Genomic DNA, 19,090 nt, shown 5'->3' on the forward strand with positions numbered 1-19,090 from the left:
CGCTTACCGCGCCGGCCTTATCTCCAAAGCGGGCATGGCACCGTTGCTCGCTGCAATGAGAACCGGCGTGGTCGAAACCGGAATCCAGGCACCGGACGCAGGTCTTGCGGCCGAGTCGCACGGCATCGCAAAGGTTGCGCCGTCCTGATCGCCCTTGATCCGGACCTCGTAACGCCGCTCGGGAGTCTCGGACCACACCGCAACTCTGGCGCCGGACGTCGTCGTTGCATTGATCGACACGACGCCACCGGCGAGCTCGCGTTTCTCGGCGCTCAGGCTGGAGCGGATGAAAGCCCAGGCGCCCTGAACCGCGCAGGCGACGGGCTTCGGCGAATTGTCGAAACGGTAGAGCCCGAAATTGTGCTCCAGGTCCGATGCGTCCTTTCCACTGTCCTTGAGTTCGTAGAACCACATTCCTTTGAGCCAGCGCGCCGCGGTCGATGCCCACAAGATGAGCTGCGCACTATTGTCGGACTGGGCTTGTTCGCTGACGCCGCATTTATTGCTGGCAGCCGTGGTCCACCCCGTCTCGGTGACATAGATCGGAAAATCGGGGTTTCCGCTCGCCTGGCCGACCAGGCGGTGAAACGCCGTCAGCCTGTCGATGATTTCGGCCGAGGTGCGCTTGCTCGGCCCCATACAGAAATTGTAGAGATGGATCGATGCGCCGTCCGCATATTGAAGAATGCCGGTCCGCAGCATCTTCTCGGTCCATGTCCAGCCCAGATCGTCGCCGAGGGCGCCGACCAGGAAGGGTGCATTCGGCGCCACCCGCTTGACTACCGGCCGCGTGACCTCGGCAAGCGCCCGATAGTTTTCCGGCGAGAACGCAGGATCTTTCTTCGCGGCCAGGTTCCATTCGTTCCAGAGCTCGAACAGCGGATGCTGCGCCACCACGGATTGCGCGGCCGCCGCCGCATAATCGGCGAACCGCTGCCGCGCCTCGTCAGTCGTCGGTGGCGAGGAATTCGGAACGAGATGATGGCCGAAGGCGAGGATCAGGAGAGGGCGGGCGACGCCGGACTTGACCTGCGCTTCGAGCCTGCCAAGTCGGGGTGTGAAGCCCATCCGGCGTCCCCCAACCTCGAACTCGGACCAGGGAAAATCATCGCGAAAGGAATTGAGACCAAGTTGCTTGATCTGGGCGACGTTTTCCGAAGGCACGTATCCGCGCGCGCTCACCGGGCCGCCCAGCCCCTGATGCGTGCCGACCCCGAGCAGAAATCGGGCATCGAGCGGTTGCGCCTGCTGCGCGCAGACCGAGACCGGAAGAAGAATGGATGCGATGAGGCTCGCGAGGCGGCAACTGCCGCGACCCAAGGTGCGTCGAAGCGGTGGTGCCATCAGAAATTCTTCGAGAGATCCGACTGCAGCCCCGCCTTCGCTTCGAGGGGCGTCTGGTCGTCCCGAAGCAGCTCGACATAGACCTGCTGCAATTGCGCATGCGTCTTCTCGACGTCATAGAGCTGCTTGAAGCGGTCGTAGCCGCGCTGTCCCAGCACCTTGAGGTCGAGATCGAGCGCGCGCCGGAAACCATCCACGAGCGGCTGCACCGCGACGGGCTCGCAAAGCACGCCGGTGACGCCGTCGACGACGATCTCGGGCAAAGCGCCGCTGCGGAATGCCAGGATGGGCTTGGCCGCCCGCATCGCTTCCAGGGCAACGAGGCCGAAGGCTTCCCATCGTGACGGAATAACGACGAGGTCGGCCGCCTCGAGCTGGGTCTCGATGGTCGGCCGGTCCAGCCAGCCCAGCAGGGACACGTTGGACGGCACCGTCGGGCCTTCATACTTGTTCACGACGGAGGCGCCGATCATGCGGATGTCGAGGACGTCCTCGAGCGCGCGCGCCGCTTCGATCAGCAGATCGAAGCCCTTCTGCCGATCCAGGCGTCCGATGAACAGCACCTTGACCTTCTTGGAGGTCCAGTCCGCCGAGACCGGCTGCGGCGTGCGGCTCTTCGAGATGCCGTTGTGGACCACGGTGAGGCGGTCGGCGGGAATTCCCGCACGCACCGCCTCGCTATACTCGTCGCCGGAGATGCAGATGATTCGGTCTGACGTGCGCGCAAGCAGGTTCTCCACCGCCTTCGTCAGCTTATGACTGAAGCGGCCGGTCTCGCGCGAAAATGCCCAGCCGTGCGGACAATAGACGACGCGCGGTCCGCCCGAGCGGGCCGCCAGCGCGGGCCGGAGCACGAGCCCCGCAAGGGACGAATGCAGGTGCACCACGTCCGGTCTGAAGGCATCCAGCGCTTGCATGCTTGCACGCAACATCTGGAATAGGCCGGCGACGCTGCGGCCGGATCGCTCGAATGTCGTAATCTGGTTGTCATCGATCGCGCCGAGGTCGCCCCGATGATCCGACGGCACGACATAATGCACGTTCTCGGCACCGAAGCTGGCCTGTTGTTGAGGATGCAACTCGTTCAGATAGCTCGCGATCCCGCCACGGATCGTTTCGGCGATGTGCAGCACTTTCATCGTTTGCCTTGCGTAGGGCCGCGTTGGAGAGCCGGACATCTGTATCCCTGTTCTGTGTTCGCTAGTGCGAAATACAGTTCCTCGAATACGTAGCGATATTGGGGCAGCGATGTGGTGATGTTGCGCCAAGGCGCTCGTGCTTGCGATCATCGCAAGAACGAAGAAGAAATTTCATGGAACCAGGCAAAGAGCCGCGAGTTGCAAATCGTTTGTGCAAAAACCAATGCGCGCGATAGGCGAACTGCGTGGTGTTTCACGCGGCGCTGGCGACGTTCGCCGGCACTGCGAGGTGATCGAGCAACGTCTTCGCCGATTTCTTCCACGAATAGAGTGCAAGGCGATCCTGTTGCCGTCGGCGTTCCTGGTCCGAGATCGCGCCGATTGCCAATCTTTCGAGCATGAGCTGCTTCAACGCCTCGGCATCCGTGGCGTCAAAATACGCAGCCGCGTCGCCGCACGTCTCCACGACGGCGTCGGCCCTCGAGGCGATGACCGGGCAGCCGAAGATCATGGCTTCGAGCGGCGGCACGCCGAACCCCTCGTAGAGCGAGGGAAACACGAAGGCCGATGCATGCGCATAGAGCGCGGCAATCTCGCTGTCGGTCAGACGGCCGGCCAGCACCAGGCCGGAAGCCCCTTCGCCCGAATTATCCTGAAAGACCTTGCTGTTGTCGCCGCCGACGATGACCAGGGGAACGTCAGCCCGGTCGAGCAGCTGGATGGCGCGGATCGCGACGGGCAGATTCTTGTTCTTGGTTTTCGAGCCCACGAAGAGGAAGAACTTCTGCGGCTGAACGCCAAGTCGGGCCAGGATGCCGGGATCGGGCTTCGTGGCTGCAAAGTGCTCGGCGCTGTTGGGGAAGACGGGAATGCGCGATGCCGAGAGATTCAGCACGTCCGCAAGCTCCTTGCGGGAAAATCCCGACACCGTTGCGATGCTTGCGTGCCGGGCGAGCATCCGCCCCATCGTGCGATGGACGGTCAGATAGCGCCAGTTGAAGAAGTCGGGCCTGCGAAAGACCTGGGCGTCGTGAATCACGACGATGTGGTCGCGATGGAAGACCGGTCCGGAATTGGCCAGGCTGATCAAGCGGCCTCCGGCGGCAGCGCGGGCGAGATCGATTTGATCCCACGCGTGCCCATGCAAGCGGCCGCTGGCGCGAATCTTGATCCGGTCGAGATCAAGTTCCTCGCTTGCATCCGCGGGCTTCAACAATTGCCAGTCTGCGTTGCGCAGCGAGGCCGGAATCTGCTCCGACGCGAGCAGCACGTCGATCGCCTTGACCATTTCAGCGGCATAACGCTGCACGCCCGTGAGCTTTTGCGACAGAAAGCGGCCGTTGATGAAGAATTTCAATTGGGGACCACGATGGTTCATGGAGTTCCGGCCGGGTTCGCGGGGAGCTCGCGGTGGAGGAGCCGCACGTGAGCAATCGTTAGGTACAGAAATATGACGCAGCCGGGCATGGCTCGGAGGCGCCGCCTGCATGGCCCGGCGTCGCCTTGCTGCGTGCCAGGCCGGGGTGTAGAGGTCGGCCATGACCGATGACACCCACTCCTTCCGCTGCGGCTCGCTCACCGCGACCGTCAAGGCGCACGGCGCCGAGCTCTGCTCGCTGAAGGGCGGCGGCACCGAATTCCTTTGGCAGGCCGGGCCGGAATGGCCGCGTCACGCGCCGCTGCTGTTTCCGATCGTCGGGCGCCTTGCCAACGACGAATTGCGGCATCAGGGCAGGACGTATCGGATGACGCAGCACGGCTTCGCCCGCGACAGCCGCTTCGTGTGGGCAGAACGCGGCGAGAGCCGCTGCACCCTGGTGCTCGATGATAATGAGACGACGCGCGCGCTCTATCCGTTCCCGTTCCGGCTCACGGCGGCCTATGCGATCGATGAGTCCGGCCTCGATCTGACGCTCACGATCGCCAACACCGGCAAGGAGACGTTGCCGGCCTCGCTCGGCGGTCATCCCGCCTTCAATTGGCCGCTGCAGCCCGGCGCGGCGAAGGAGAGCCATGCGCTGACTTTCGCGAGCGCCGAACCGTCTCCGGTCCGCCGTCTCGAAGGTGGATTGCTGCGGCCGGCAGCGGAGCCGAGCCCGGTCAAAGGCACCTCGCTTCCCTTGTCGGACTCCCTGTTCGTCGACGACGCCATCATCTTCGACCGCATCGAGAGCACTTCGGTCCGCTATGCCGCGGCGGGCGGTGCATCGACCGGGCCATGGCTGAAAGTGTCCTGGCGCGGATTTCGCGAGCTCGGCGTCTGGTCGAAACCGTCAGGCGCGCCGTTCCTCTGCATCGAGCCCTGGCGCGGCTACGCAAGTCCCGCCGGCTTTCAAGGCGAGTTTACCGACAAGCCGGGGCTGATGCACATCGCGCCGGGCGCTGAGGAAGAGCTATCCTACCGGATCGAGGTCGGATCGTCCTGACGCCGGACGGCTTCCGCACGCATGATTTGTTGCGGCGCGCGTGCTTCGATGTTCGATCATCCTCAGACCTCGATGCGCGTGAGATCCTCGCCGAGCACGACCGGTCCTGCATAGTCCCGCCTGACGTCATCAAGCAATGCGTTCAGCATGGCATCGTCGGTACGCGGACGGTGATGGGTCAGCGCGAGCTTCTTGACGCCGGCTCTGGCCGCGATCTTCCCGACCGTGTCGCCGCAGGCGATCGTGTATTTCGCGAGCCGGCGCAAATGCTCGTTGTTGATCTCCGGCGTGGCGAGGAAGCAGCACTGCACCAGCAGGTCGGCTCCCTCGGCCAGCCGCTCGAGCCCGGGGCAGGGGACGGTGTCGCCGGAAATAGCAATGACCTTGCCTTCCGCTTCGAAGCGATAGCCGAGACAGATCCAGCGCGCCAGAAAGGCCGGCGGCATGTCGAGGCCATCGCCATGCGAGACCAGTTCGGCACTGATCTTCCAGCGACCGGTGTCGAGCACGGGGCCTGGAATGATGTCCGTTGCGGCGACCGGCTTCCAGCCGCCGAAGCTCGGCTCGCCCTGGTCCCGCCAGATGATGTCCTTGTCGTAGACCTGCGTGATGAGCGTGTTGACGAGCCGCTCAGTGTCCGGCGGCCCATAGATGCGCAACTCGTCCTTGCGCCCGTGCATCCACGAATTCAACATCACATCGTAGAGATCGCCGATGTGGTCGAAATGGTGATGGGTGAGGAAGACCGTGTTGATGGCGCCGAGCGGCACGCCGGCCTTGTGAAGCTGCACCATGACGCCACGGCCGGCGTCGAACAGGATGTTCTCCTCGCCAAGCCTGATCAGCGTGGTCGTTGCCATGCGGCGCGGGTCCGGGCGCGGGCCGCCGGTGCCGAGCAGTATGACCTCCATGCGCCACCTCCGAGTGCAGGCTTTTGGAGGCACAGTAGATGCGAAGCTCACGGGGGAGCAAGCCGCAGAGCGCCGCTCGAAGTACAATCTGCTTTTCCGAAAATCGGGAGACTGCCGGCGCGACGGTGCGCGGAATGAGAATTGTGGGCCAATTCATACTTAATGTGCCAAGAGCATGACCAATATTGTTTGCGCATCACAAGGCGCCTAGTATCGCGGCAGGCAATTTCGGGGCTCGAACAGGCTGTGAATGTCCGTTCGCATGACGGCGCGTTGCGCGGCGACTTGAATCTGCAGGTCGGGACGCAGGCACATGGGACCGCCAGGACGGCGGTAGCTTCCGCTCGTCCGCCCGGCCGCGAGCGGCTGATCGTCGTCGAGGACGATCCGGTGACGCGGACCATGCTGGTCGACTATTTCAGCGACAACAATTTCGACGTGGTCGGCGCCGGCACCTGCACGGAGTGCCGTCAGGCGCTTCGCGCGCGCACCGATCTCGTCTTCCTCGACGTGCAACTGCCTGACGGGGACGGCTTCGAGCTCGCCAAGGAGATCCAGGCCACCAGCAACGCGGGCATCATCTTCGTGACGCGGCGCGACACCGACGTCGACCGCATCCTCGGCCTCGAGGTCGCCGGCGACCATTACGTCACCAAACCGATCAACCTGCGCGATCTGCTCGCGCGTGCGCGCAGCGTGCTGCGGCGTCGCTCGATCGACCGCAAGGCGGCGCGCAACCACAATTCGATCGCGTTCGGCGACTGGATCATCGACCTGACCCGGCGCGAATTGCTCGGCAACGACGGCAAGCCGGTGGCGCTGACGCGCGCCGAATTCGACCTGCTGGCGGCGCTCGTCGGCGCCGACGGCAGGCCGCTCAGCCGCGACTATCTGATCGAGGTGGTCAGCAACCGCCAGGCCGAAGTCGACATCCGCACCGTCGATGCGCTGGTGGCGCGGCTGCGCCGCAAGCTCGTCGGCAGCGGCACGCCCGTGATCGCGACCGTCACCGGCGTCGGCTACAAGCTCGCGCTCAGCGAGCGGCTGTAGCGCAAGATCCGGAAAAGCGTGCAGCGGTTTTCCGGCAAGATCATGCTCAGACAATAGCAACATCGCCGTCAGCGCGATGCGACGCGCTTCCAACGTGCTTCGATGCGCGCCTTGATCCGGCTGACCCTGGCCTCATGGGCCGCCCAATAGGCGCGGCTGGCGGCCGCGGTGCCTTGACGATAGCGGGCATAGACCGCCTTCGGCTGCACCGGCATCTTCGGGCGGCTCGCCGGTTTCACGGGCGCCGCAGCCGCAACCGCAACGGCAGCTGCAACCGTGGACGCCGGATCCGGAGCAGCCGCAGCTTCGCGCTCTCCCGGCATCGCGCTCATCGCGACAAGCCGGTTGCGGGCCCGGTTGCAATAGACCTGCGACCGCGCGCTCATCTCCACTTCGCCATGACCCGCCCGGTATTTCATCAGGGCGCGGCAGAGGTCCCCGCCCGAAAGCCGCCAGGCTTGGCTGAGATAGAGCACCCCGTAATGGATGTTGACGTCGGGTTCGGCCAGCTCCGCGCTGCTGCCGCGGAAGCCCAGCATCGCCGCGGTCTCGGGGCGCACCTGCATCAGGCCGATTTCGCCCGCGCTGCCGATGGCCGCCGGGTTGTAGCCGCTTTCGACGAAGACGACCGCCTCGGCGACATCGGCCGGCAGATTGGTGCTCTTGGTTTCCCTCTCGATGATCTTCCGGATCGTGGCCCGCGACGACGGCGTTTCGCCGGCGCCGAGCTCGCTGCTGCCGTCGGCCGCATGTGCGCCGATCGGAGCCGACACGAGCAGGACGACCGCGACGTGCTTCCACGTCGCGCCGAGAATGGAGCGTGCCCGATCCCGCAGCATGGGCCTGTCATAGAGCGCCGGAGTTAACAAACCGGCCTCAGGCGTTTGTGCGTCACGGTCGCGCGCGGGCGCTCTGGTCGGTGGATCTGGCCTGCGACGGCTCCTCCAGCTGGTCATCGACCGCATAGAGCATGCAGCTGGGCGACCATTTCATGCAGGCTGCCAGCGAGTCGCGCCGGGCCTCCTCGGTCGTCGCCCGTCCGGCGCGCCAGCCGTAGCCGCCGCTCGGCGACACCGCAAAGGCCTTGTGCGGCAGCAGGCTGGCGAGATAGCGCGCGAACTCGGCCCGCGCGGCCTCGTTGAGCTGGCGTGGCGGCGGCAGCGGATCGGGCAGGCTCAGGAGGTCATGGCCGAGCCCGCGCTCGCGCAGGAAGGCGTCGAGATACGGCGTCCATTGCGGCCGGCCCGCGACCGAATAGAGATAATGCCCGTCTTCGCCGTAAGCCGGCGCCGCGACGAACCTCGCATTGCCGCCGCCCGCGCGAAATCCGTCATGGAGCCGGCGCGCGAGGTCGGGACCGAAATAGGAATCGTTGCTGGCATAGACCCATAGCATGGGCACGTGCGAGGTCTTGCCGAAGGTGGCGAAGGCCTGCACCAGCCCATCCGGATTGCAGACATCGTCGTCGTTGCGCGAGCCGCGGCCGCCGGCAAAATTGATTGCGGCGACGAGGCCCGCCGGCGCCTGTGCGCTCAGCGCCATCGTTGCAAGGCCGCCTGCGGAATGGCCGGCCGCGATCATGCCCGATGTCGTCACGTCGCCCCGGTGCGCCATCGCATCGATCGCGGCGCGCAGATCGGCAACCGCGACGGCGGCCGCCGGCAGGTACGCGGCCTTTGCGCAACCGCCGACGCTGTCGACGCGCCCGCCCGGCGAGGTGCCGTAGCCGCGCCGCATCACCACCAGCGCCGCAAAGCCGCGCCGGGCGTATTCCAGCGCGATGCCATAGTATTTGTGTGCCGACATGGTCGCGCGGTCCTCGAACTTGCGCGGCGAGCCGTGGCTGAGCAGCGCCAGGGGATAGCGCTTGGTCCCCACGGGCCGCACCAGGAAGGCCTCCAGCCCCTGCGGTCCGGCCTCCGCCATCGGGATGCGCAGGTCCTCGGTGTAGAACTCCGCGGCGCGCGCCGGTGCACCGGCCAGGACGAGGCCGGCGATCAGCACGAGCAGCTTGCGCGATGGGATCATGAGACGATTCGAAAGGGCGGTGCTGCCGAGCATAGCACGAAGGCCGCTCATGGGGACTGCAGCGCCTCCAAGGAACGCCTTCCCCCTCGCGCGTGTTGTGCCCTTGGCGGGGGCTTAGCCGATGCTATGGTGTCCCGCACTCACGACAGGACGAGGGTATTCCAGTGGCTGATGTTCATCCCGCGGCGGGCAAGCAGGCCTCGTCGGACGCGCTCACCAATATTCCGCGGCTGGTGACGGCCTATTTCGCCGGCAAGCCGGATGCGTCCGATCCGGCACAGCGTGTGGCATTCGGCACGTCGGGCCATCGCGGCACCTCGTTCAAGAACACCTTCAACGAAGGCCACATCCTCGCGACCACGCAGGCGATTTGTGATTACCGCAAGGAGAAGGGCCTGACCGGCCCGCTCTTCATCGGCATCGATACCCATGCGCTGGCCGAGCCGGCGTTGGTCAGCACCATCGAGGTGTTCGCAGCCAACGGCGTCGAGGTCATGATCGACAAGGATGGCGGCTACACGCCGACGCCCGTCATCTCGCATGCGATCCTCACCTATAACAAGGGCCGCACCTCTGGTCTTGCTGACGGCGTCGTCATCACGCCGTCACACAATCCCCCCGAGGACGGCGGCTACAAATACAATCCGCCTCATGGCGGCCCGGCCGATACGGACGTGACCGCTGCCGTCGAGAAGTGCGCCAACGCCTATCTCGCCGGCGAGCTCGAGGACGTGAAGCGCATCGACTATGCCAAGGCGCGCAAGGCCGCGAATGTCCACGCCTACGACTTCGTCACGCCTTACGTCGCCGATCTCGGCAATGTCGTCGATCTCGACCTCGTCAGATCCGCCGGGGTCAAAATCGGCATCGATCCGCTCGGCGGCGCCGCCGTGCATTACTGGCATCCGATCATCGAGCGCTATGGCCTCAACGCGAATGTCGTGAACGAGGCGATCGACCCGACCTTCCGTTTCATGACGGTGGACTGGGACGGCAAGATCCGCATGGACTGCTCCTCGCCTTACGCGATGGCGAGCCTGATCGGCATGCGCGACCGCTTCGACGTCGCCTTTGCCAACGACACCGACGCCGACCGTCACGGCATCGTCACGCGCACCGGCGGGTTGATGAACCCGAACCATTACCTGGCGACCGCGATCTCCTACCTGTTCGCGCACCGTCCGGACTGGGGCAAGGATGCGGCGATCGGCAAGACCGTGGTGTCGAGCTCGATCATCGACCGCGTCGCCAAGAAGCTCGGCCGCAAGCTGGTGGAGACGCCGGTCGGCTTCAAATGGTTCGTCGACGGCCTCGTCACCGGCGGCTTCGGCTTCGGCGGCGAGGAGAGTGCAGGGGCCTCGTTCCTGCGCCGCGACGGCGCGGTGTGGACCACCGACAAGGACGGCGTCATCCTCGGCCTGCTCGCTGCCGAGATCATGGCCAAGACCGGCCGCGATCCCAGCCAGATCTTCAATGATCTCACCGCCGAATTCGGCATGCCGCATTACGCGCGCATCGACGTTGCCGCCACCGGGCCGCAGAAGAACATCCTGAAGTCCCTCACGCCAGAGCAGCTCGGCCTCAAGGACCTCGCTGGCGATCCGGTTCGTGCGACGCTGAGCAAGGCGCCCGGCAACGGCCAGCCCTTCGGCGGCATCAAGGTCGAAACCGATTTCGGCTGGTTCGCCGCGCGGCCGTCCGGCACCGAGGACGTCTACAAGATCTACGCCGAAAGCTTCCGCAGCCCCGAGCACCTGAAACGGATCCAGGAGGAAGCCCAGGCGGGCCTAGCCAAGGTGTTCGCGGCGTAAGTTGTTCCGAGAGGTCGCCGCTGTCTTACCCTCCCCAGGGGAGGGTAAGCGGAGCCGGAGCCGGACGCGGTCATTCCCCCGTTATGTATACAATCACGAGGATAAAGGTATTAAGGTAGAGCCATTCCATGTTGAACAATTCCATCACCCAAGCTATTGTATACAGAACGTATTCATAAGCCGAGTGAGACATGACAAAACCCTTCCCCATGAATGCCTGGTACGCCGCGGCGTGGGACGCCGACGTCAAGGCTGCGCTGCTGCCGCGGACCATCTGCGGCAAGCATGTCGTGATGTATCGCAAGGCCGACGGCGCGGTGACCGCGCTGGAGGACGCCTGCTGGCATCGCCTGGTGCCGCTGTCCAAGGGCCGGCTCGAAGGCGACATCGTCGTCTGCGGCTATCATGGCCTGAAATACAACGCGCAGGGCCGCTGCACCTTCATGCCCTCGCAGGAGACCATCAACCCCTCGGCCTGCGTGCGCGCCTATCCCGTGGTCGAGCGTCACCGCTACGTCTGGCTCTGGATGGGCGATCCCGCGCTCGCCGATCCCGCGCTCGTCCCTGACATGCACTGGAATCACGACCCGGCCTGGGCCGGCGACGGCAAGACCATCCACGTCAATTGCGACTACCGCCTCGTGCTCGACAATCTCATGGATCTCACCCACGAGACCTTCGTGCACGGCTCCTCCATCGGCAACGATGCCGTCGCCGAGGCGCCGTTCGACGTCACCCATGGCGAGAAGACGGTGACGGTGACGCGCTGGATGCGCGGCATCGAGCCGCCGCCGTTCTGGGCCAAGCAGCTCGGCAAGCCCGGCCTCGTCGACCGCTGGCAGATCATCCGCTTCGAGGCGCCGTGCACCATCGCGATCGACGTCGGCGTCGCGCCGACGGGCACCGGTGCGCCGGAAGGCGACCGCTCGCAGGGCGTCAACGGCTTCGTGCTCAACACCATCACGCCGGAGACCGAGAAGACCTGCCATTACTTCTGGTCCTTCGTCCGCAACTATCGTCTCGGTGAGCAGCGCCTCACCACCGAGATCCGCGAGGGCGTCTCCGGCATCTTCCGCGAGGACGAGCTGATCCTCGAAGCGCAGCAGCGCGCGATGGACGAAAACCCCGACCGCATCTTCTACAACCTTAACATCGACGCCGGCGCGATGTGGTCGCGCAAGCTGATCGATCGGATGGTGGCGAAGGAAAACGCCCCAAAGCACCTTCAGGCCGCGGAGTAGAACATGGCCGAGCGTGAGGTCGACCGCTCCATCTCGCAGACCGTGAAGGCGCAGCTCGCGCTGCGCGACCAGATCCTGTCGGGCGCCTTGCGCCCCGGCGAGCGCATCTCCGAGCTGCAGGCGGTGGAGACCACAGGCGCCTCGCGCACGCCGGTGCGCATGGCGCTGGTGCGGCTGGAGGAGGAGGGACTCTTGGAGGCGATCCCCTCCGGCGGCTTCATGGTGAAGGCGTTTTCCGAGCGCGACATCTCCGATTCCATCGAGCTGCGCGGCACACTGGAAGGCCTGGCGGCGCGCTTTGCCGCCGAGCGCGGCGTCTCTGCGCGCGAGCTCGAGCCGCTGAAGGAGTGCCTTGCTGCGATCGACGAGCTGCTGCGGCAGGTCCCGATCTCGGTCGATGCTTTCTCGTCCTACGTCGCGCTGAATGCGCGCTTCCACGCCCAGCTCACGGAGCTGTCGCGCAGCCCCCCGCTGATCCGGCAGATCGACCGCGCCTCGGCGCTGCCGTTTGCCTCGCCGAGCGGCTTCGTGATGGCGCAATCGGCGTTGCCGGAGGCACAGCAGATCCTGATCATCGCCCAGGAGCACCATCGCGTCGTGATCGACGCCATCGAGAACCGCGAAGGCGCGCGCGCCGAGGCCGTCATGCGCGAGCATGCCCGGCTCGCGGTGCGAAACCTGCGGCTCGCGCTGCGCAACCGCACCCATCTCGACCTCTTGCCGGCGCTCGCGCTGATCAAGACCGCAACCGATTGAGGGCAGTCACCATGCGCTTCATCGAGACCTGGACTCCCGCAACGCTCATCGCCACCCGCGATCTCACCCCGAACGTCCGCGAATTCCTGATCAAGCCGGATCAGTTCGAGGCCGCGGCCTATCCGGTCGGCAGCCACATCAATGTCAGCGTCACCATCGACGGCCTGCCGGAGACGCGGTCCTATTCGCTGGTCGGCGAGGCCTCGTCGCACGGCCTCCGAATTGCTGTGCGCCGCGCGGAGGATTCCCGTGGCGGCTCCCGCTACATGTGGTCCTTGCAGCCGGGCGCGCGGCTCGACATCACCCAGCCCGCCTCGCTGCTCGCGGTGGACTGGACTCGCGAGAATTATTGCCTGATTGCCGGCGGCATCGGCATCACCCCGATCCTCGGCGCCGCGCAGGCGCTGGCGCGGCGCGGGGCGGATCTCACGCTGCATTATGCCGTACGCTCGCGCCGCGAGGCCGCCTATCTCGACGATCTCGCCGCGATGCTTGGCGATCGCCTCGTCGTTCATGCCAGCGACGAAGGCAGCCGGCTCGATATGGACGCCCTGTTCGCCTCATTGCCGCAAGGCACGCTAGCGCTGTTCTGCGGCCCGATGCGCATGCTCGACGCCGCACGCCATGCCTGGATCGGCGCCGGCCATCCGCTCCCCGATCTCCGCTACGAGACGTTCGGCTCCAGCGGCACGCTGCCCACCGAAACGTTCAGGGTGCGCCTCAAAGACTCCGGTGTCGAGCTCGAGATCCCGCGCGAGCGCTCGATGCTCGACGTGCTCAATGCCAGCGGCTTTGAGGTGATATCCGATTGCAAGCGCGGCGAATGCGGCCTCTGTGCCATCGACGTGGTCGATGTCGACGGCGAGATCGACCATCGCGACGTCTTCTTCAGCGACCATCAGAAACAGAGCAACCAGAAGATCTGCGCCTGCGTCTCCCGCGCGCGCGGCACGATCACCGTGGATACGCTGCTAAGGGCGGATGCGGTTTGACACTGGGAAAGGTCGTCATGCACGGGCTTGTCCCGGGCATCCACGTTCTTCCGCGTGAGGTTAGGCGTGGATGGCCGGGACATAGGCGAGCGGAAGCGACGCCGTCCTTCGGACGGCGATGCCCGGCCATGACGCTGTCGAAGCGTGAGCATCCCAAACTGGTGCTTACGCCGCGTAAATCGCCCGGTACTTCTTCGTCTCCAGCAGCGCCATCACCCCGTCCGCGGCCACCGGCCGGCTGATCAGATAGCCCTGCACCTCGTCGCAACTGATCTGCCTGAGATATTCGAGCTGGTCGGCGGACTCGACCCCCTCCGCCACGACGCCGATCCGCAAATCGCGCGCAAGCGAGATCACCGATTTCACGATGGCCGCGCAGTCCGGCTGCACCAGCATGTCGCGGATGAAGGACTGGTCGATCTTAATGCGGCTGAACGGCAGTTTGCGCAGGTAGGTCAGCGAGGAGAAGCCGGTGCCAAAATCGTCGAGCGCGAGGGTGACGCCGAGCTCCAGCAGTGCGTTCAGGACCGTCGCGGCCGAACCGTACTTCGCCAGCAGCATCGATTCCGTGATCTCGATCTCGAGCCGTTGCGGGGCGATCCTGGCCTCGGCGAGCGCCTGCACGATGGTCTGGAGGATGGCCGTGTTGTGAAATTGCGCGGCCGAGAAATTCACGGCAACCCTGATGTCTTCGGGCCAGTCCGCCAGCGTCGCGCAGGCGCGGCGGATGACCCATTCGCCGATCTCGTGGATCAGCCCGGTCTCTTCGGCGACTGGTATGAATTCACTCGGCGGAACCAGCCCGCGCGAAGGGTGCTGCCAGCGCAATAGCGCCTCGAAGCCGGTGATCCGGTTGGTGCCGAGATCGAGGAATGGCTGGAACACCAGGAACAGCTCGTTGCGCGCAATCGCGCCTGCGAGGTCCGCTTGCAGCGCCTTGCGCTCGCGGGACGATTTGTCGTCGGCCTGTTCGAAGAAGCAGACCGTGCCCGGCCCCGCCTTCTTGGCGCGGTAGAGCGCGGCATCGGCATTCTTCATGAGGTCGAGCGGCGTGTTGCCGTCGCGTGGCGCCAGCACGATGCCGACGCTGATCGCGCCGACGATCTGCCGGCCTTCGATCTGAAACGGCTCGCTGAAGGCCGCAACGAAGCGTTCGGCGATCTCGAGCGCATCTTCAGGCCGCGTCAGATTGGCCATCAGCAGCGCGAACTCGTCGCCGCCGATCCGCGCGACGTGCTCGGCGGCGCGCGTGCAGCGTTGCAGGCGGCTGGCGACCTGGACCAGGAATTCGTCGCCGGCGGGATGGCCGAACTGGTCGTTGACCTCCTTGAAGCGGTCGAGATCGAGCAGGAGCACCGCGAATTCCTCGCCGGATAGCGCCAGCCGCTTGAGCGCGGCATCGAGCGTTTCGTTGAAGGCGACGCGGTTGGGCAGGTGGGTCAGGGGATCGAGCCGCACCGTGCGCTCGGCCTCGATCTGCCGCATCACCCGCCGGGCGAACGAGAACGAATTGACGAACACGCCGCGCAAAAGGACGCTGCCGTAGACCACGACGAGAAAGGCGATGAGGAGAAAGGCGAGATCGCCGTTCTGGCCGAGGCAGATGGCGATGCCGAGGAAGATCGGCGCCGTGAAGGCGATCGCCGCGATCGGAATGGTGGCGAAGGCGAGCGCGCCGCCGGCCAGCATGCCCGCGCACAGGCAGGTAATGACGAGCTGGCCGCCGCTGGAAGCGTCGGCGAAGAAGGCGACCGGGACGATGCCCCAGGCGGCGCCGAGGATGAAGGCGTTGCGCACCAGCCGGTACATCGCGCGACGCGAGACGAATTGCGGCTTGGTGATGCGGCGCGCGACGTGGGATTGCAGGCCAAATCCGATCGCGGCGGCGGCGACAGCCGCCGCCCAGATCAGGGCGGGCATCCTGTCCGGCGACTGCCACAGCGCGATGGCGAGCACGATGGCGTTGCAGGCATTGGCCAGCATGATGCCGACCGAATAGCCGAGCACCAGCGACATCTGCTCGGCGCGGATATGCCCGGCCACGGCCTCGTCCGTTGCGGGACCGCCAAAGGCCGACAGATCGCCGGCGAACAGCCGTGCGACATAGCTGGTCGTTTGAGTCCGCATTCAATAGCCTAGTAGCACGGGCCGTTCTTTTCGGCTCGATCCGGAGAATTCGCCGTAAACCTTTGACGAACTATGAATTATCCCCGCTTGCCGCGCCGGCCGCGACCACTACTGCGTGCTCTTCACGCAGTATCGATAACAAATCGATACAAATGCCCGACAGGCCGGACATCAAACGGGGCGGGGGCGCGGTCTCAGCTGGGCGATGGCGACCCCGGAGATCGCGAGCAGTCCGCCGACGATCAGCTTGGGCGTAAGCCGGTCGCCGAGAAACAGTACGCTCGAAAGCAAGGCAAACACCGGAAGTAGCAGACCGAAGGGCGCGACGCGCACCATCGAGCAACGGGCGATCAGCCAGAACCAGAGGCCAAACCCGACAATTCCCCCGGCGAAGATCGTGTAGGCGAGCGCCAGCCAGCCAAGTTCGCCCGCCGTCACAAGGCTCGCCGCTTGTCCATGTTCAAGGAGCAGCGACATCAACATGACCTGCGGTACCGTGAGCAGCGAGGACCACCCCATCAACATCAAGGGATCGAAGGGGCCATAACGCTTCGTCAAGACGTTCGACACCGCGAAGGCGAAAGCCGCTCCGACTACAAGCAGCAGCGGAAGCGGGTTGGCGGACTGGTCAGGCTCCGCTGCCAACACCGTCACGCCGACGAAAGCAAGCATCACTCCGGCGCAGGTGGCGAGTGACGGTCTCTCCGCGAGCAGCAGCCATGCGAGCAGGACGGTGAAGGGCGTGGCGAGTTGGTATGCGACGGCCGACATGCTTCCCGAGCCGAGCCCAAGGCCAACGTAGAACAGCCCGAAATTCAGTCCACCAAGGAAGAGCGAAATAGCTGCGACAGGGCCGAGCTGTTGACGCGTGGGCCTGTCCACGAACGGAACAAGCAGCAGCGCAATGGCCAGAAAGCGCAGTGCGAGGAAGAAGAGCGGTGGAAACTCCGCAACGCCCACTTTGATGGCCACGAACTGATAACCCCAGATCAGGGGAACGGCGATCGCGCAGACGATCTGGATGGCAGACATGGCGGATGTCCTTTTTTAAAGACCGATCAGTCCAACTATGGGCGCACCATCAGGCGTCACGGGGTTGCTTACCTGACGAAACGACCGATGAGAGCGTCGACGGCCGCTTGCGATGTGGTCCGTGCCGGTGCCGTCTTGCCGACCACGCGCAGCCCTTCAACGAAACAGACGAGAACCCGAGCGGCCGTTGCGGGCTCGACACCATCGGCCAACCTGCCCGCCGCTTTCGCGCGGGACAGTGCATCGGTCACTTTGGCCTCCATCGCCTTGAAGAAGCCCGCAACGCGTCGACCGACGTCGGCATCCCCGCCAGCCAATTCCATGGCCGTGGCCACCAGGAGGCATCCACGCCGACCGTTGCTCCCGCTGGTGCGCTCGACGTAGCCGGCCAGGTAGGTCCGCAGGCCGTCGACCGGATCGTTCCGGGGATCGAATTCGACATCCATCCGCGCCAAGGCATCCGCGATGTAGCGATCGAGCGCGCGCAAGAAGAGCGAATGCTTGTCGCCGAAAGCGGCGTAGAGACTGCCCCGCGACAGCCTGGTCGCGCGAAGGAGATCTGGCAGCGCCGTGGCGTGATAGCCGCGCGACCAGAACACATCCATCGCGCGTTCGACGGCAGCGTCCACGTCGAAACTTCGCGGCCGGCCACGGGGCATCGGCGTTGCAGTATTTTGCCTCATGCCGATATATAGACCGATCAGTCATCAAATGACAAGGCCAAGCTCCGGGGATCATCAGCCTCCTATCCGGACCTCAACACCGGAATCTGCGCTGATGTTTTCTTCTCGTCAGCGGATCGAGACGCCCCCTCGATCGCGTGATACGTTTCGTGGACCGGCAGGCCACCGTGCGCCGCGTCGGCACCGGATGCGTTCGAAATTCCGGGGGCCTGTCCATGAGCGAGCCTTCAGCCGACGTGTCGGCAACGGTCGAATACACGATGGACAAATGGCGGATGGACCGCCTTCCCTGGGCCATGTGGGCTTGCGTCGCCGGCCTTGCGATCGCGCTTCACGCAGAGAGCCGCGGCCAGAATGGAGCGGTTTTGGCAGTCGTCTATGTGGCTCTGCTGGGGCTGGCATTCGCAGGCTATGCCCTGACGAGCCTGATCGGGCGGTCCGGCCTGCCCTTGCTGCTTGAGTTGTTGATCGGCGTCCTGGTCCTGATCATCGTCTCCGGCTTGATCGGTGTGATCAGCGTATTCGTCGGCGGGCCAAGCGGCGGCTCCAGCTATGTCGGCACGATGCGCAGTCACTATTGGACTCATCTCGTGAACCCATCGCTGAACGTTTTCGGCTGGATGTTGCTCTATCTGGGTTTCGGATGGATCGCGTTTTCAGCTTACCGGCACTTCTACGCGGATCGGGCGGTCGTCTCCATGTCTTCCGCGGGCATCCACTTTCACAGGCCATGGCTCAAGGGTCTCTTCATTCCCTGGCAGGAGGTGCGCGGGGTGGGCCATCTGGTCGTTCCCGGCATCTCGGGGGTGCCGTATGTCAGTCCATACGCTGCGGCCGTCACGGTCGGTCAAAACTTCTATGAGCAGCATATCGCCCCGAAGCGCAGCTTCTTCTCGCCACCCGGGGCCGAGGCCATGTTCCAGCCGAAAGGCGAGGCGATCCAGGTGGTGCTGAGCAGCGCCGACATGGCGGTCAAAGCGGAAGATTTTCTCGGGCCTGCCGAGGCGCGGTGGAAGACATTTCGGGATCAACCGGCATCGCCGCCCCAACGCGGCGGCACCGTCTTCTACGGACGGTGGTCGATCGATGGCTCTCGGTGGCAGGCCGTTCAGTTTCTTGCGCCTCTCGTCGGTCTGGCCGTGGTCATGCTGTACCGATAGGGGAATCCCGCTCAGCGTCCGAGTTGCTTCGGATCGTAGAAGAAGCGCTCCTCGATGATCTCATTGCCTCGCCAGGTCTGCCATGCGATCTCCTCCAGCGTCCGCGTCGCGCCCTCGGCGTCGGTGAAGGAGAACTTCCAGCGGCTGGCGACGACGTCGCCATCGATCAGGCTCGGGCCGAGGCGCACGGCAGTGACCTCCTTGAACGCCGCCAGCACGCCGCGCTCCTTATCCGCGAGCTTGTCGCGCCCGACCACCGGCGCGGCGAGATTCTCATAGGTCGCGGTATCAGCGGTGTAGTAGTCGAGGATCGCGCCGACGAAGTCGCCATCCTCCAGCCGCTTCGCAAAGGCTTCCACGATCTCACGGCTCGGCATGGTGACCTCACAA

The 19,090-nt window shown here is 65.0% G+C and carries 17 protein-coding genes; 7 read left to right on the forward strand and 10 right to left on the reverse strand.

Annotated elements, in window-relative coordinates; genetic code table 11:
- Positions 1-3 precede the first annotated feature (3 nt).
- The 3 genes from I6F09_RS15575 to I6F09_RS15585 form a co-directional block, all read right to left on the reverse strand.
- Positions 4-1,344 (reverse strand): hypothetical protein, encoded by a 1,341-nt coding sequence (locus I6F09_RS15575; protein WP_225188468.1) that lies wholly within the window; start codon positions 1,342-1,344, stop codon positions 4-6.
- Positions 1,344-2,483 (reverse strand): glycosyltransferase, encoded by a 1,140-nt coding sequence (locus I6F09_RS15580; RefSeq protein ID WP_225188469.1) that lies wholly within the window; start codon positions 2,481-2,483, stop codon positions 1,344-1,346. The genes I6F09_RS15575 and I6F09_RS15580 overlap by 1 nt, the downstream gene beginning before the upstream one ends.
- A gap of 253 nt (positions 2,484-2,736) precedes the next feature.
- Positions 2,737-3,840, reverse strand: coding sequence for a glycosyltransferase family 1 protein (locus tag I6F09_RS15585; protein ID WP_225188496.1), 1,104 nt, complete (start codon positions 3,838-3,840; stop codon positions 2,737-2,739).
- Between the two features lie 181 nt (positions 3,841-4,021).
- Between I6F09_RS15585 and I6F09_RS15590 the strand changes: the two genes are divergently transcribed.
- Positions 4,022-4,909, forward strand: a complete 888-nt coding sequence (locus I6F09_RS15590; protein ID WP_225188470.1) for an aldose 1-epimerase family protein — start codon at positions 4,022-4,024, stop codon at positions 4,907-4,909.
- A gap of 62 nt (positions 4,910-4,971) precedes the next feature.
- Here the strand turns inward: I6F09_RS15590 and I6F09_RS15595 are convergent, their stop codons facing one another.
- A complete protein-coding gene (locus I6F09_RS15595; RefSeq protein WP_225188471.1) occupies positions 4,972-5,820 on the reverse strand; it encodes an MBL fold metallo-hydrolase in 849 nt (282 codons plus the stop codon).
- A 246-nt stretch (positions 5,821-6,066) separates the two neighbouring features.
- On the opposite strand from I6F09_RS15595, the gene I6F09_RS15600 reads away from it, so the two are divergent.
- A complete protein-coding gene (locus tag I6F09_RS15600; RefSeq protein ID WP_225188472.1) occupies positions 6,067-6,870 on the forward strand; it encodes a response regulator transcription factor in 804 nt (267 codons plus the stop codon).
- A 68-nt stretch (positions 6,871-6,938) separates the two neighbouring features.
- Here the strand turns inward: I6F09_RS15600 and I6F09_RS15605 are convergent, their stop codons facing one another.
- Together I6F09_RS15605 and I6F09_RS15610 are read right to left on the reverse strand one after the other, a co-directional pair.
- Positions 6,939-7,709 (reverse strand): transglycosylase SLT domain-containing protein, encoded by a 771-nt coding sequence (locus tag I6F09_RS15605; RefSeq protein ID WP_225188473.1) that lies wholly within the window; start codon positions 7,707-7,709, stop codon positions 6,939-6,941.
- A gap of 52 nt (positions 7,710-7,761) precedes the next feature.
- Positions 7,762-8,898 carry an alpha/beta hydrolase gene (locus I6F09_RS15610; protein ID WP_225188474.1) on the reverse strand — a complete coding sequence of 379 codons (1,137 nt, stop codon included), beginning with the start codon at positions 8,896-8,898 and terminating at the stop codon, positions 7,762-7,764.
- Positions 8,899-9,062: 164 nt separating this feature from the next.
- Here I6F09_RS15610 and pgm point away from each other — a divergent pair, with 164 nt between their 5' ends.
- From pgm to I6F09_RS15630, 4 genes are all read left to right on the forward strand, one after another.
- Positions 9,063-10,709 carry a phosphoglucomutase (alpha-D-glucose-1,6-bisphosphate-dependent) gene (gene pgm, locus I6F09_RS15615; RefSeq protein ID WP_225188475.1) on the forward strand — a complete coding sequence of 549 codons (1,647 nt, stop codon included), beginning with the start codon at positions 9,063-9,065 and terminating at the stop codon, positions 10,707-10,709.
- 191 nt (positions 10,710-10,900) lie between these two features.
- Positions 10,901-11,950: an aromatic ring-hydroxylating dioxygenase subunit alpha gene (locus I6F09_RS15620; RefSeq protein WP_225188476.1), complete on the forward strand. Its 1,050-nt coding sequence runs from the start codon at positions 10,901-10,903 to the stop codon at positions 11,948-11,950.
- Positions 11,951-11,953: 3 nt separating this feature from the next.
- Positions 11,954-12,706 carry a GntR family transcriptional regulator gene (locus I6F09_RS15625; RefSeq protein WP_036013918.1) on the forward strand — a complete coding sequence of 251 codons (753 nt, stop codon included), beginning with the start codon at positions 11,954-11,956 and terminating at the stop codon, positions 12,704-12,706.
- An 11-nt stretch (positions 12,707-12,717) separates the two neighbouring features.
- Positions 12,718-13,698, forward strand: a complete 981-nt coding sequence (locus I6F09_RS15630; protein ID WP_225188477.1) for a PDR/VanB family oxidoreductase — start codon at positions 12,718-12,720, stop codon at positions 13,696-13,698.
- A gap of 165 nt (positions 13,699-13,863) precedes the next feature.
- On the opposite strand, the gene I6F09_RS15635 is transcribed toward I6F09_RS15630, so the two are convergent.
- From I6F09_RS15635 to I6F09_RS15645, 3 genes are all read right to left on the reverse strand, one after another.
- Entirely contained in the window at positions 13,864-15,825 is a 1,962-nt protein-coding gene (locus I6F09_RS15635) for an EAL domain-containing protein (RefSeq protein WP_225188478.1), read from the reverse strand.
- A gap of 171 nt (positions 15,826-15,996) precedes the next feature.
- The gene (locus tag I6F09_RS15640; protein WP_225188479.1) at positions 15,997-16,857 is read right to left on the reverse strand and encodes an EamA family transporter; all 861 of its coding nucleotides are present in this window, start codon (positions 16,855-16,857) and stop codon (positions 15,997-15,999) included.
- A gap of 68 nt (positions 16,858-16,925) precedes the next feature.
- Positions 16,926-17,540 (reverse strand): TetR/AcrR family transcriptional regulator, encoded by a 615-nt coding sequence (locus tag I6F09_RS15645; protein WP_225188480.1) that lies wholly within the window; start codon positions 17,538-17,540, stop codon positions 16,926-16,928.
- A gap of 149 nt (positions 17,541-17,689) precedes the next feature.
- Between I6F09_RS15645 and I6F09_RS15650 the strand changes: the two genes are divergently transcribed.
- Positions 17,690-18,700, forward strand: a complete 1,011-nt coding sequence (locus tag I6F09_RS15650; RefSeq protein WP_225188481.1) for a hypothetical protein — start codon at positions 17,690-17,692, stop codon at positions 18,698-18,700.
- Between the two features lie 11 nt (positions 18,701-18,711).
- Here I6F09_RS15650 and I6F09_RS15655 read toward each other — a convergent pair whose 3' ends face one another.
- Positions 18,712-19,077, reverse strand: a complete 366-nt coding sequence (locus I6F09_RS15655; protein ID WP_036013913.1) for a nuclear transport factor 2 family protein — start codon at positions 19,075-19,077, stop codon at positions 18,712-18,714.
- Between the last annotated feature and the right edge of the window lie 13 nt (positions 19,078-19,090).

It is taken from the genome of Bradyrhizobium sp. IC3195 (genome assembly GCF_020193585.1).
GTDB lineage: Bacteria > Pseudomonadota > Alphaproteobacteria > Rhizobiales > Xanthobacteraceae > Bradyrhizobium > Bradyrhizobium yuanmingense.

Bases quoted from the DNA above. Each gene is read 5' to 3' on its own strand.
- I6F09_RS15575 (WP_225188468.1), bottom strand. From the start codon at position 1,344: ATGGCACCACCGCTTCGACGCACCTTGGGTCGCGGCAGTTGCCGCCTC.
- I6F09_RS15580 (WP_225188469.1), bottom strand. From the start codon at position 2,483: ATGAAAGTGCTGCACATCGCCGAAACGATCCGTGGCGGGATCGCGAGC.
- I6F09_RS15590 (WP_225188470.1), top strand. From the start codon at position 4,022: ATGACCGATGACACCCACTCCTTCCGCTGCGGCTCGCTCACCGCGACC.
- I6F09_RS15595 (WP_225188471.1), bottom strand. From the start codon at position 5,820: ATGGAGGTCATACTGCTCGGCACCGGCGGCCCGCGCCCGGACCCGCGC.
- I6F09_RS15605 (WP_225188473.1), bottom strand. From the start codon at position 7,709: ATGCTGCGGGATCGGGCACGCTCCATTCTCGGCGCGACGTGGAAGCAC.
- I6F09_RS15610 (WP_225188474.1), bottom strand. From the start codon at position 8,898: ATGATCCCATCGCGCAAGCTGCTCGTGCTGATCGCCGGCCTCGTCCTG.
- I6F09_RS15620 (WP_225188476.1), top strand. From the start codon at position 10,901: ATGACAAAACCCTTCCCCATGAATGCCTGGTACGCCGCGGCGTGGGAC.
- I6F09_RS15625 (WP_036013918.1), top strand. From the start codon at position 11,954: ATGGCCGAGCGTGAGGTCGACCGCTCCATCTCGCAGACCGTGAAGGCG.
- I6F09_RS15630 (WP_225188477.1), top strand. From the start codon at position 12,718: ATGCGCTTCATCGAGACCTGGACTCCCGCAACGCTCATCGCCACCCGC.
- I6F09_RS15635 (WP_225188478.1), bottom strand. From the start codon at position 15,825: ATGCGGACTCAAACGACCAGCTATGTCGCACGGCTGTTCGCCGGCGAT.
- I6F09_RS15640 (WP_225188479.1), bottom strand. From the start codon at position 16,857: ATGTCTGCCATCCAGATCGTCTGCGCGATCGCCGTTCCCCTGATCTGG.
- I6F09_RS15645 (WP_225188480.1), bottom strand. From the start codon at position 17,540: ATGAGGCAAAATACTGCAACGCCGATGCCCCGTGGCCGGCCGCGAAGT.
- I6F09_RS15655 (WP_036013913.1), bottom strand. From the start codon at position 19,077: ATGCCGAGCCGTGAGATCGTGGAAGCCTTTGCGAAGCGGCTGGAGGAT.